Consider the following 13,805-nt stretch of genomic DNA (forward strand, 5'->3'; position numbering starts at 1 on the left):
GTATTTTAGTTAATTTAATAAAAACAAGTTGAAATTTTATGTAAAGTATGCTACAATATATTATAAGGATAGTTAAAAAGTAATTCACCCTATATTTGTTTTTGTATTAGGCATGGTTATTAACCGTGCCGTTTTTATTTTAATTGTTTTACTTCTAATCCAAGTTCTTTTAAAAATTCTATTCCATCTTGATTTCTATCGTATAAATTATAAAATATAACCCTTTTTATTCCTGAATTTGCTATCATTTTAGCACAGTGTATACAAGGGCTATGAGTTACATATATCGTTGATCCCTCTATACCAGCACCTCCATTTCTCGCAAGAAATAAAAGTGCATTTTGTTCAGCATGTATTTCATATTTTTCTGAAAAATCGTGGTGTTTTTCATAATATTTATCTCCAAGTTCTTTTATTTTAACTGAATTAAATACATCATCACAATTTTTATAGCCTTTTGGAGTTCCGTTTATTCCAGTAGATATTATTCTCCCATCCTTTACTATCATTGCACCTACTTTTACTCGTGTACAATGACTACCCTTTGCTAATTCTCTTGTCATATTCATGTATATAGTATCCCATTTGTTTATTTTATCCATATAATATCACCTCAATTTTGTATTTTTATACTTAATTTAATTTTTTGTTGAGAATTCATTTTCATTTTTCCTTTTAATTCTATACTTCCTATTGAAGAATTATTTTTGAAATAATTGTTGTCATAATTTATTAATTCTAAACCAGGTTGTTTCATTTCAATAGATATTTTTTTTTCTTCATTAGAATAATTATTTATAATTAATGTATATTCTATAAATCTTGTTCTAGAAGAAGAAATAAAAGTATCTTTTGTTTTGTTTAATTTATACTTAATATTCCAACTTTTTCCTAAATCAATTTTTATATTTTCACCATTTGAAAAGTTATTAATTAATACTTTTTTTATTGCAAATGATTTATCATCAAAGATTTCATGTATTAATATTTTTCCATTTACAATATCAATTCCCATTCCATTATAATCTGTATTTTCAATAGTTCTTATTATTTCAGCAGATGTTTGAACATTGTTTAAATTTATAATGTAGTCATCAGAAAAACTTAAAATATCATAACTTTTTAAATTAATATAGTTTATTTTATTTTTTGTATTAAGCATTCCGATATTTAATGTAAATACATCTTGATAAATTTTAGGTACAGAATTTAAGCTTCTCATTAATCTTTCAGAGGAATTAATAGATGTATTTAATTTTTGATTTATTAAATAAACATTTGATTCTCCTAATATACTTCCATTTAATTCAATATTTTTATTAAATGTCCCATCATTATACATTTCATAAATAAAATCCCAAGTTCCTTTAGATTTCAACCCTATCCATCCTTTTATATCTTTATCAAAAACAATACTTTCTTTTTTACTTAAATATTTTAAATTGCTTTTATTTGTTTCACACCATCTATTTAATTGATTATTATAAAATATAATAATTTGTGTACTTTTTAAAGAAAATATATTATCTTCTATTTTTTCCATGTAATAGTCTTTATAATCATCTAAATTTATTATTTTAAATGAAAAAGAATAATCATTATTTTTATTTTTTATTTGCCAGTTTTGTACATTAGAAATCCAAAAAATTTCTTGATCAGAAGGTATTTCAAATTCATTTCCTGAAAATTCAATATAATTTATTACACAATCTTTGAAAAAAAATGTATAGTTTTTAGATAATAAAATGGTTGAAACTAGTAAAACAAAAAAAATGATTCCTTTTTCCATAAAAAGTTTTTTCATAAAACTCCTCCTTTATTTTTATGATATAATAAAATAAATTGCTTTTTAATAAATTTTACCATAATATTTTTAAGAAAATAAAAATAAGGGGGAAGTACTTTGAATTTCGATGAATTTAATAAATTCAGAAGTGAAATGAATGAAAAAATATTATCTAATGGTACACTAAACACAAAGAGGTTTTTTAACTTAGATGGAGCCGTATACAAAGAAGGAGAAATTCCTTCAAAGTATAAAGAATTAATGGGATTAGTTGCTTCAATGGTTTTAAGATGTGAAGGATGTATTGATTATCATATAGGACAATGCATAGAATTTGGAGTAACTGACAAGGAGTTTTTTGAAGCTTTTGATATTGCATTAATTGTTGGTGGATCTATTGTTATTCCTCATTTAAGAGAAGCAGTAAAATATTTAGAAACTATAAGAAATAATAATAAAAAGAATGTTTGATAATCAAACATTCTTTTTATTTAGAATTTTTTAAGGTAATTTTTTATAAATTGTTCTTGATAAGGTCCTGGCATTTTAAAATATTTAGTCAAATAATGATGCAGCATTTCATGAACTATTGTTTTTTCAAAAATACCTTTTTTTTTCAAAATATATATTGGTAATATAACAATATAATCTTTTTCATCTTTATTTTGTATGTATGCACCAGCCGTATAAGAGTATGGAAGTTTAGTTATAACTGTAAATTCATTTAAATTATCAGCTTCTAAAATACAAATTTTTTCAAAATTAAAGTTGTGTTTTTTTAAAAATGGATTTAAATATTTTTTAATTTTAAATTCATTAGAATAATGTATTGAATATGCAGATAATATTATAAAATTTATTAAAAATATAACTATTAAAAGTTTTTTCATTATTGAACCTCTAAATTATACTCTTTTGAAGTACCATAAGTTCCACTCCAATACATAGTGCTACCAAAAGCTGGTAATATTTTTATTTTACCAGAATTTATAAACTTAAAATAATAGTAAAATTTTCCATTTGTATATCCATTAGAAAAGAATGAAACTCTATCTTTTCTAAACTCTCTGCCTGAATACCAATAATCCCATGCATCATACCAATAGGAATAAAATTTATTATTATCTTGTAATACTTTTTCTTGATATCTTTTTAAGATTTGCACGTTTCCCGGTAATCTATCTTCTACATTTATATAGTTTGGAATAATACTACTTAAGTTTAAACTTATTTTTAATATATCACCATTTTTTAAGTTAATTTTTTTATTTTCAAAGGTTACTTTATAACTCCCATTTTTAGCTCCTATAAAGTTTTCATTCCCTTGAAATTTAATATTATTTAGAGTTATAGAATTTTTATTAATATTTATTATTTTATCTCCTGATACAGGAAATAATTTTTTTAATGTATTTTCTTTAAAATCATATTCATATGTATTATTTCTAAATAAGTATATTTTATTATTTAAAGTATCTATATTATAATATTTGTCTATTTTTTTATAAACATCTTTAAAGTAAACATAAAATTTTTCATTTAGTTTTATAATTGCAATTGGATTATTATTTAAAATTGAAAAAGAATAAACATTTTTTAAAATTGTTTTATATTTATTTGTTTGAGTATTGTATTCTATTAAATCATCATTTAATAGATATATATAGTCTTTAGTTTTTTGAATTTCTTTAATATTTTTAAACTTTAAGTTATTTATATAAACAAAGTTTCCATCATAGCCAATTTTTAAATTTGGTTCTATTATCCAATCCCCTTTTTCATAATTATTTTTAATTATTATAAGATTATTTTTGACAATAAATTTTGTTTCAATAAAATCAACTTTTGTGGGAATAATTTTTTCATTTATATTTATAAAAGCATCAACATATTGAATTTTATTATCTTTTGAAACAGGGATATTTATTTTTTTGTACAAGTTTTTTTCTAAGTCAATTCCATTATTAATATTAGAATTTATGTTTTCTACACTTTTAATTTCAATGTATTTATTTTTTATTAATGTATCTTCTTGTGCTTTTTTAAAGATATCTTCTTTACCAAATTTAAAATTATCTTTAAATTTAATTAAAAGCTCCAACATTCTTGCATTTTCTTTTGTTGAATACCATGAATAACTCTTTTTTTGCATAATTAAATACTTAAAAATTTTCATAATAATAGGATTATTTGGATCTTTTTTTAATAGTAATTTTAATAATGCAGAATTTATATCTACATTTGAATAGTAATAATTATTATCTTTATACTTTAAAAAAGCAATATCATTAATTTCTTCAATATCATTTAAAACATAAGAGAGTGTATCATTAAAAAATGCATAATAAACTTTATCATAAATAGTAATTGGTTTATAATTAATATTTATTCCATATAATTTTAAAACATAATATATATATCCTGAATTTATATGTTTCTTTAAAAATTCTAATCCTTTATTAATAACACTTTTTGATATATAATAATTTTTATTTAATTCATAAATACCTTCCATAACATATGCTGTTAATTCTGGATTAGATGAATCATAATTCCACCAACCCCATCCTCCATCAGTTGCTTGATATTTATAAAGTCTTTGTATAGCTTGTTTTGCTATAATATCCATATTTTTAACTGTATAACCATTTTTATAGGCTATTAAAAGTGGATATGAAGTTGATATTGTTTGTTCACTACATCTATAAGGATAATTTGATAAATAATTTAATGTGTCATCTATTAAACTATCTATTGAAAATTCTCGATAATAACTTCCTTTTTTTACTAAATAACCACTTTTAGTATTTATCAGGTCTATTTTTTCATTAATTAAATTTTGACTCTTAACTTCAAAAGGAAGTTTTACTATATCTTTATCATAATCAAATTCAATTATTTCCTTTCCAATATTTATAGCTTTCATTTGAAGATGAATAACTTTATTTGATTTAGCTGATACTGTAACTTGTCCACTTTCTGGATAAATATTTATAATATTTTTGGATATATTTTTATATGGAATAGTTATTTCTTTTTCTAAAGAGTTATAAACAACAATATCAAAATTTATAGTATCTCCTTTTATAGCAAAATTAGGTAATATTGGTCTTATATAAAAATCAAGATTTGTTTTATATTTTATACTTTGTTTTTGCATTTTTTCATTTGAAATTCCATAAGAAGTTATTCTCCATGTTGTTAATGTATCTGGATTCTTAAAATTAATTTCAGCATGTTTATTTTTAGTTTTTACAGTTAGCCACAAAGCTGTTTCTGGAAAATATTCTCTTGTATTAACCTTAACTTCTTCACTTTTTTTATATGATGCAAATTTATGAGATTGTTCAATGTCAAAGTATTTTGCACTATATGGAAAATATATATAAGAATTTCCTGTATTTATTAAAATTGAAGGGCTGTATAGTTTTGGATATAATGATTCTAATAATCTTGTGTTATCCTTTGATATTGCATACAATGATTCATCAACTACATTTAATAAAAAAATCCCATCCTGTTCAGCATCTATACTTAATTTTATATTTTCTTTTGGTTTATATAAATTTTTTTCTAATTTTAAAGTATAATTATACTTTAATGAATTTATTTTATTTAAATCTATTTCTTTGCTATCTTTGTATATTCCATTTTTTGTAAAAATTATAGCATTTAAAAAAAGATTTCTTTCTAAAGTATTTTTAGGTAATTTAAATGTATAAGAAGTGTTTTTTTCATTAAAAATTTTAATGTCATATAAATTATTTCCTGATAAAATAAAAACTCCATTTCCTTTTATTCTTGAAACATCAAATGTTATTTCATTTCCCATTTTTTTAAAGTTATTGATTAATTTTTTTTGTACTTTAACATTATTAGAGATGTAAATATTTAATGATTTTTCTGAATTTTTATATAAAAGTTTTAAATTATAATATTTTTCTTTTTTAAAATTTGCTTTTATTGTATATCTTCCATTTAAAACTTGAGCAGTTGAAATTAATGTAGAATCTTCAGTAAATAATTTTATTGTTCCGTTTTGAAAAATATTTTTTCTATCAGTTACGGTTCCTGAAATAGTTATATCTTTATTAGGTAAAGAGGTATAATAACCTTTATCTGAGGTTATTTTATAGTTTCCAGAGTAAACTTTTACTGAAAATTCATCTTTAAGCTGTCTTTGATTTTCATCAATAGTAATAATTTTTAAAGTATAATCACCTTCTATTTTTTTATTTATTTTTACAGGTATATTTAGTACTCCTTTTTCATTTGTATAATTTATCCCTGAAAAGGCTAATTGACTATTTGGATAGTTATTTGCATATATGTAAAAAGCAATTTTAGCATTACCTACAGGATTTCCATTATAATATTCAAGATTTATTTTGAAGTTTATTGTATCATTTAAATAATATTCTGTTTTATCAGAAGATATATTTATTTTATATTCTGGTTTTTCATAATCTTGAACATAAAATCCGTAATAATATTTTTCATTATTACATGTTAATTCTATATTATAATAGCCAAGAGGTGCATCTTTACTTATAAAAACACTTCCATCATACATACCATTTTTAGTTTCTATTTCATTAGTTTTTATATCTATATTTGATGGATCTTTAATTTTATAGGATATTTTTTGAATATTGGATAAATTATAAACATTATTATTTTTTAAAAAAGATAGTATTTTAAATTTTACTGTTTGACCTGGTTTATAAATATTTCTATCGGTTATTATTTTAACAGGATTATCTTTATAAGACTTCCATATTTTATAAACTCTTGTAAATCTATATGAATTTTTATACTTTACAACGATTTTTTTTAAATTCATTATTTTCATTTTTAATTCTGAAATATTAGAGAATTTTTCAATTTTATCTGTAATTAAGTAAATATCCGCTTTTACATTATTTCCATTAGAATCATAAGTCTTAACAAATAAATTTTTACCATCATAAATATTTATAAAATCAACATTTGTTACCATTACTTGGCCAGAAGAAATAATTTTATTATTTTTTTCAAATGTTATAAAATAATATCCAGGCTCAGATATTTTAAAAGAATATTCGATTTTTTTACCAGTTATAATTTTATCCATTACAAATCTTTTAGATACTTTTTCTAGTGGATATCCTTCTAAAAATATTTTTTCTGGATATATTATCTTGTAAACTTTCATCATTATTTGATTTTCATTATTGCCAATTATCTTTATTTTTTGATTGGGTAATATAACATTATTTCCTGAAATATAAACATAAGCATAGTTAATAGTTATAAATAAAATAAAAATAATAAAATTAATACTTTTTTTCATAATAACATCTCCTTTTTAATTTTGTCTTTATATTAATTCTAACATATTTTAATTTAAATAAATGTATTTTTACTTAAATTATATAATATCTTTTTTCATTTGTAAAAAATAAAACTTTTATATAAATATCTTTAACATATAATTTGTTTTTTCTAATTTTAAATTTGTTATAATGAATTCAAGGAGGCACTTATGATTGATAGAAAAAAAGCAGAATATATATTAAAATCCAAATTTAAAATTGAGAAATTTTATGAAGAACAATGGAAAACAATTAATTATTTATTAAATAATGAAAAAGTACTTTTAATTCAAAAAACTGGATATGGAAAAAGTTTATGTTATCAATTTCCTTCTATTATATTTGATGGAGTTACAATTGTATTTTCGCCACTAAAAGCCTTAATGAGAGATCAAATAAAAAGTGCTACAAATGCAGGTATACCAGTTGAAACAATAAATAGTGATAGGAATGAAACAGATAATTATCTTGCAATAGAAAAAGCTAAAAATGGTGAAATAAAAATATTATATATATCTCCAGAACGTATGGAAGATTCAAATTGGCTTGAAATAATAAAAGAAATAAAAATTTCTATGATTGTAATAGATGAAGCACATTGTATATCGGTTTGGGGACATGATTTTAGACCAGCTTATAGGAGAATTATTGAACTAGTAAAATTGCTTCCAGAATCAATACCTGTATTGGCTTTAACAGCTACAGCAACTAAAAAAGTCCAAAATGATATTCATACACAAATTGGTGGAAAATCTAAAATAATAAGAGGAGATTTGTTAAGAGAAAATCTTGTTTTAAATGTTGTAAGTGTAAAAAACGAACATGAAAAAATGGTGTTTATAAAACAAATATTAAATAGAGTTCCAGGAACTGGAATAATTTATACTGGAACAACTTCAAATGCAGAACTATTTTCAAAATGGTTTAAGTTTAATGGAATAAATTCTGTATATTATCATTCAAAATTAAAATCTTCTGATAAATATACGATCGAAAGAAAGTTAATTAACAATACAGTAAAATGTGTTGTGGCTACAAATTCATTGGGGATGGGAATAGATAAATCAGATATACGATTTATAATACACACTCAAATACCTTCTTCACCAATACATTACTATCAAGAAATAGGTAGGGCAGGAAGAGATGGGAAAAAAGCTTGGATTTTTTTAATGTACAATGAAAAAGATAAAAAATTACAAGAAAGCTTTATTGAAAGTTCAAAACCTTCTGTAACAAAGTATAACAAAGTAATAAAAAAATTAAAAGAAGAACCTTTAAAACTATCTGATTTGATGAAAAGTTTTAGAATAAAAGAGGTACAATTAAAAACTATACTCTCAGATTTAATAGAACAAAAAATAATTAGAAAAAATTCAAAAAGTTATTATGAATATATTCCAAATTCAAATGTTTTTGATGAAATGGCCATTGAAAAATTAAGAGAAAGAAAGTATTTAGAATTAAACAGTATGATTAATTACGCTTTAACAAATAAATGCAGAATGAATTTTCTAAGAAATTATTTAGATGATAAAACAACAGAAGTATGCAATAATTGTGATAATGATAGAAAAATAAAGTATGCAGTTAAAATAAATGATGATGAAAATAAAAAAATATTCGATTTTTTTGATTTATTGTATCCTCAAATAAAAGTTGATACAAAAAATGATATCTTAAATAATGGAGTGGCTTTTTTTAAAGATTCAAAAAAAATAAATTATATAATAAAAAATAAAGAAGATTTTCCTTATTATATGGTTTTAAATTTAGCCAAAGCTTTTAAAAGCAAGTTTGATAATGAAGACTTTGATATGGCATTATATGTTCCAAATGAAGATGAAATATATATAAAAAGATTTTCAGCTAAACTAGGAAAAGTTTTGAATATACCAGTAAAATATTATTTAAAACTATCAAAATATGGATTTGAATGTACTAGATCTTATGAATTTGTGGGTAAAAAAATTTTAATAATAGATGCTGTATATAAAAAAAATACTATTAATTTAATTGCTAATTTATTAAAACGTTTAGGTGCTAAAAAGGTAATTCCTTTAACAATTGCTATAGGGGAGGATGAAACTTTTGAATAAAAATGAATTAGTTTATTTTATGGCTTTTTCAAAGATAAAAAGTATAACTTTAGAAAAGAGAAATAAAATTATTTATTTTTTATATAACTATAATTATACGCTTAAAGATTTCTTTGAAAAAGAATGTATATGGAAATCAAAGTTTAAATTAAACGAAGAAGAAACAAAAGAATTAAAAGAAACAAAAAACAAATTAGCAAATTTTACCTTTATATTAGAAAAGATAGAAAATGATGGATATGAAATTATTCCATGTACTTCAAAGCATTTTCCTGTAAGATTTCAGCGAATCCCTTTAAAATTTAGACCCATTTTAATTTTTATAAAGGGAAATAAAGAGCTTTTAAAACATAAACTTTATTATATTTATGGAAAAAATAAAAAATATGAGTATATAATAAAAAATTCTGGAGATAATATTTTAATAAATAATGAGTTTACTCAAAATAAATGCATACATATGATTGATATTGATACCTTTGAAATTTCAAAAGAAGAGTACAAATTATACTCAAATAATGAAATTTTAATAATTGGAAATAATGATTTTCCTTATTATATTATATCAGACTATATATTTTTTATTGAAGTTCCAAATTTAAATTTTTATATTCCAAAAGAACCTATACTTTTTATAGATAATGATTTAAACTTTAAACAAAGTAAGTTTACTCAAATAAAAATATTGAAAAATAAGTTAATAAGAGTATAAAATTGATAAAATACTTTCAAAATAGAAAATCTAATTAAAAAATTAGATTGTTTATTAGAAGGTATTAAAGTTGTATGTCAATAATATCTAGAAATACAAAGAACATAGAGTTGATATATCTAAGCCAACAGAAAAATATATAAAATTGTCCTATATTTTAAAAATAAGATGCATGGATTCTTTAAAATATCGAAACCATGCATTTATGTCTACAATATTTTAATTTAATTGTCTACTTCATAAAAATTCTTTATTTTTTCAATATTTAAAATTTTGTCGTTTTTATCTTTATCATATTCTATTTCTATAAAAAAAATACCATTTTTTTCAAATATATATGGAATAATTTTTTTGTCTATATTTGATAAGTTTTCTTTTTTTAAATTTTCTTTTTTTATCCATTTTAAAACACCTTCATTACAGTACTTAGGAGTAAACTTTTTTATAGTTGATTTAAATATAAATAAGATCCAATTATAATATTCTGGACCAGTTTCAACAGTAATTAATTTCAATTCTAAATTATCTAATTTAACTCCTGTTTCTTCAAAATATTCTCTTTTAGCAGCTTGTTCTATACTTTCATTTTTTTCTACTTTACCCCCTGGAGCAACTAATTTTCCAAAAAAAGGTTCTTTTATTCTTTCTAACATTAAAACTTCATCATCTTCATTTTCAGCATAACATATAACTGCTTTTTTTTGTAATTCATTTTTTTTTAATCTTTTTATATCAATATTTATATTATATCTTTCAAATAATTTTTTCATATTTCCTCCATCATATAAACTTTAATAGTATCAGATATAAAATTTCTGAAATTAAACAAGTAGCTCCTATAACATCTCCCGTTATACCATTTATTTTTTTATAAGAATTTACTTTCATTATATAAGCCGAAAAAAAAGCTATTAAAATACCCAAAATAACAAATTTATAACCAAATGGTATTATTAAAAATGTAATTAAAGTAGAATAAAAAGTATATTTTTTTTTAAATGGAAAATATAGTGATCCTAATCCTTCTTTTTTTGCTGGTTTAGATATCGAAATCAAGTATACCATAGATAATCTAGAAAAAATAGGTGCAAAAAAACATCCTAATATAAATTCTTTCAAAAAAGAATAATAAATAATTAAATAAAGAATTCCAAAAAGTAATGCGAAAGCTCCTGTTCTTGAATCTTTCATTATCTTTATTCTTTCTTCTTTGCTTCTTATTTGTGCTCCAAATCCATCTATTATATCTACAAAACCATCAAAATGGAAGTATTGAAATAAATAGTAATAAATTATCATAATTGATGCCGAAAGCTGTTCTAATGTCAATATATTTTTCAATAGAAAAAAAGTTAAGTAATTTATTAATGAAGCCAAAACTCCAACTAATGGAAAATATATAGTTGATCTTTTCAAGTTTATATTTTTAACTATTGGCACTGGTATTTTACTTATACTTCCAAAAGCTACAAAAATATCTTTAAACATTTTTTAATTTTTTCACCACACTCAGAGTATCTTCAAGTTTGAATAATTCTATGCAAATTGGTAATTTAATTTTAAATTTTTTTAAAAATTTAAGGAAAACATTAAATTGATTTTCATCTGGTAAAGTATGCCCCTTTGAATTTTTTACTCCATGATAATGTATTTCTTTAATTAAATTTTCATACCTTCTATAAAACGAATCCGGTTTTTCTTCTAACATCAATAAATGTCCATAATCCATAGTAATTGATGGTTTAAGTGCACTAATTGCTCTATAATATTTGTTAAAATTTCCATCTTCTAAATTTTCTATACAAAGTTTTTCACCATATAAGTTTTTACCTTCTTCAAATACTTTTTTAAATTCTTTTATATCTCCAAATGGATGAATTGTCAATGCAAAAACATCTATATTTTTAAAGTAATGTATAGCTTTTAAACAATTATCTAAAGAATCAGTTGGAAGATGTATAGATATTTTCATAATTTTTAGTATTTCTGGTATTTCTTTATCCAATAACTCTTTAACTTCATCATTCCATGTATAAACTAAAAGTTCTGTAAAATCCACATTATCTTTAAATATTTTTATATTTTCTAAATAATTTCCTGGTACTTGCCATGAAGTAACTCCTATCATTTTATTTTCACCTCTATTCCCGACATCATCATATATACTTCATCTGATATCGATGCTATAAATTTATTTACTCTTCCCAACAAGTTAACATAAATTCTTGAAAGTTTATTTGAAGGAATTATTCCCCATCCAACTTCATTTGTTACAAAAATTACTTTTTTGGTTTTTTTACTTATTTTCTTAAGTGTATCTTTTAATTTTAATAATTCTTTTTCAATAATTTCTTCATAATTATTTTCATTATCCAATAAAATATTTGAAGTCCACATAGTTAAACAGTCAATTAATACAACTTCCGCTTTTTCTTTTAACAATGCAGAAGATAAATCTACTGATTCTTCAATTGTAATAAAATTATTTTTTCTCATTTCAACATGTTTCCTTATTTTTTCTTTTATTTCTTCATCATATGGTCTTGCCGTTGCTATATAAACTCTTGGTTTTTTTTCCATTTCTGCAAGTTTTTGAGCATAAGTTGATTTTCCACATGCCTGTCCACCAGTAATCAATACAATTTTCAAATATTATTCCTCCATTCTACCTATAAATTTTACATTATTTAATATTATATTTTCTGAAGAAGTAAATATACCACAAGTTGCAGGTCCTGCAGATTTATTAAAATCAATATCATACATTTCTATTATATTTACTTTTAAATTATTTTCTTTTTCTAATATTTTTAATTCATTTGAGATACCTTTAGATCCACATGGTAAAAAATCTCCAATTTTATGATTTTTAAATATCTCTTCTATCATTAAAGGATTTAAATTATCTTTTTCATTTTTTAAAACTTCTTTTCCAACTCTTGGTAAACCTATTAAATATACTTTATCTCCTTTTTTTGTATTTCTGAAATAAAGTTTATTACTTGTTCCCATCACTGTTAATCCAAAAGCAGTCATAGAAGTTTTAAAGTTTTCTTCTGTACTTCCATTAACTTCTATACTTTCTAAATTATTTTCTTTTAATTCAGATAAAATACCAGAATAAATATTTTTTCCCGTTTCATTCCATTCATTACTAACAATAGAAAAAACAACTTCTGGCTTCACTCCAACAGAATAAATTTCGTTTAAACACACTCTCATGTTATATTTAGCTGATATTTTAACCGGAATATTTAATTTGTCATTTTCTTTTTCGCCAATGGCTCCAACACTGTCTACAGCAAAGACAAAGTAAGTATTTTCTTTTTTAAAAATGCTTATATCTCTAAAAGTATTAATTTTTTTCGTAAAGTTCACCAACCTTTGGATATTTTTGTACCCCCAAGTTAGTAATGAATGCAAATATTATATTAATAAAACTTGCAAAAATCAAAAATGGAATAAAGCTAATAACAGCTTTCAATCCAATTAAAGGTATTACAGTTAATGGTGAAATTATCCCGTTTAAAAATACACCAATAATAATAGCAATTATTTTATTTTTTAAATACAAATTTCCAAAAATCCAAGTTATTAATAACATTTCTATTGCTATAAAAATATGATAAAACCCAAAAGGGAAACCAGAATTCCAAGACGTAAAAAAATGTCCTAAAAGTGCCACAACTCCTCCTAATAATGGAGAAAAAGTAGCCAAAAAAAATCCTGGAAATGAATCCAATGCAACAGATCCAAATGGAGAAGGTAATTTAATAAAACTCAATACAAAAGAAAAAGCAACAAAAATTCCAACTAAAGTTATTTTAGAAACTTTTTTCAAAAATAATCACTCC

At 21.9% G+C, this 13,805-nt stretch carries 13 protein-coding genes; 3 read left to right on the forward strand and 10 right to left on the reverse strand.

Annotated features, from left to right (window positions below):
- Positions 1–134: 134 nt before the first annotated feature.
- The gene (locus tag IGS63_RS10695) at positions 135–602 is read right to left on the reverse strand and encodes a deoxycytidylate deaminase (protein ID WP_190614831.1); all 468 of its coding nucleotides are present in this window, start codon (positions 600–602) and stop codon (positions 135–137) included.
- A gap of 11 nt (positions 603–613) precedes the next feature.
- The gene (locus IGS63_RS10700; RefSeq protein WP_190614832.1) at positions 614–1,804 is read right to left on the reverse strand and encodes a hypothetical protein; all 1,191 of its coding nucleotides are present in this window, start codon (positions 1,802–1,804) and stop codon (positions 614–616) included.
- Positions 1,805–1,903: 99 nt separating this feature from the next.
- Between IGS63_RS10700 and IGS63_RS10705 the strand changes: the two genes are divergently transcribed.
- The gene (locus tag IGS63_RS10705) at positions 1,904–2,257 is read left to right on the forward strand and encodes a carboxymuconolactone decarboxylase family protein (RefSeq protein WP_190614833.1); all 354 of its coding nucleotides are present in this window, start codon (positions 1,904–1,906) and stop codon (positions 2,255–2,257) included.
- A gap of 20 nt (positions 2,258–2,277) precedes the next feature.
- Here IGS63_RS10705 and IGS63_RS10710 read toward each other — a convergent pair whose 3' ends face one another.
- Positions 2,278–2,676 carry a hypothetical protein gene (locus IGS63_RS10710; RefSeq protein ID WP_190614834.1) on the reverse strand — a complete coding sequence of 133 codons (399 nt, stop codon included), beginning with the start codon at positions 2,674–2,676 and terminating at the stop codon, positions 2,278–2,280.
- Positions 2,676–7,118 carry an MG2 domain-containing protein gene (locus IGS63_RS10715; RefSeq protein ID WP_190614835.1) on the reverse strand — a complete coding sequence of 1,481 codons (4,443 nt, stop codon included), beginning with the start codon at positions 7,116–7,118 and terminating at the stop codon, positions 2,676–2,678. The genes IGS63_RS10710 and IGS63_RS10715 overlap by 1 nt, the downstream gene beginning before the upstream one ends.
- Positions 7,119–7,310: 192 nt before the next feature.
- Here IGS63_RS10715 and IGS63_RS10720 point away from each other — a divergent pair, with 192 nt between their 5' ends.
- Positions 7,311–9,239 (forward strand): RecQ family ATP-dependent DNA helicase, encoded by a 1,929-nt coding sequence (locus IGS63_RS10720; protein WP_190614836.1) that lies wholly within the window; start codon positions 7,311–7,313, stop codon positions 9,237–9,239.
- A complete protein-coding gene (locus IGS63_RS10725; RefSeq protein ID WP_190614837.1) occupies positions 9,232–9,951 on the forward strand; it encodes a hypothetical protein in 720 nt (239 codons plus the stop codon). The genes IGS63_RS10720 and IGS63_RS10725 overlap by 8 nt, the downstream gene beginning before the upstream one ends.
- Positions 9,952–10,175: 224 nt before the next feature.
- Here IGS63_RS10725 and IGS63_RS10730 read toward each other — a convergent pair whose 3' ends face one another.
- Genes IGS63_RS10730 through IGS63_RS10755 form a run of 6 tightly spaced genes read right to left on the reverse strand, consistent with a single transcriptional unit; the run spans position 10,176 to position 13,792 of the window.
- Positions 10,176–10,721: an NUDIX domain-containing protein gene (locus tag IGS63_RS10730; protein ID WP_190614838.1), complete on the reverse strand. Its 546-nt coding sequence runs from the start codon at positions 10,719–10,721 to the stop codon at positions 10,176–10,178.
- Positions 10,722–10,731: 10 nt separating this feature from the next.
- Positions 10,732–11,439, reverse strand: a complete 708-nt coding sequence (locus IGS63_RS10735) for an adenosylcobinamide-GDP ribazoletransferase (RefSeq protein ID WP_190614839.1) — start codon at positions 11,437–11,439, stop codon at positions 10,732–10,734.
- The gene (gene cbiR, locus IGS63_RS10740) at positions 11,432–12,079 is read right to left on the reverse strand and encodes a cobamide remodeling phosphodiesterase CbiR (RefSeq protein ID WP_190614840.1); all 648 of its coding nucleotides are present in this window, start codon (positions 12,077–12,079) and stop codon (positions 11,432–11,434) included. The genes IGS63_RS10735 and cbiR overlap by 8 nt, the downstream gene beginning before the upstream one ends.
- Complete coding sequence (cobU, locus tag IGS63_RS10745) at positions 12,076–12,600, reverse strand: bifunctional adenosylcobinamide kinase/adenosylcobinamide-phosphate guanylyltransferase (RefSeq protein WP_198423053.1); 525 nt, start codon at positions 12,598–12,600, stop codon at positions 12,076–12,078. The genes cbiR and cobU overlap by 4 nt, the downstream gene beginning before the upstream one ends.
- A 3-nt stretch (positions 12,601–12,603) precedes the next feature.
- Positions 12,604–13,329 carry a hypothetical protein gene (locus IGS63_RS10750; protein ID WP_190614841.1) on the reverse strand — a complete coding sequence of 242 codons (726 nt, stop codon included), beginning with the start codon at positions 13,327–13,329 and terminating at the stop codon, positions 12,604–12,606.
- Complete coding sequence (locus IGS63_RS10755; protein WP_190614842.1) at positions 13,307–13,792, reverse strand: alpha-ribazole transporter; 486 nt, start codon at positions 13,790–13,792, stop codon at positions 13,307–13,309. The genes IGS63_RS10750 and IGS63_RS10755 overlap by 23 nt, the downstream gene beginning before the upstream one ends.
- Positions 13,793–13,805: the final 13 nt, after the last annotated feature.

The sequence above is a fragment of the Tepiditoga spiralis genome (genome assembly GCF_014701195.1).
Lineage (GTDB): Bacteria > Thermotogota > Thermotogae > Petrotogales > Petrotogaceae > Tepiditoga > Tepiditoga spiralis.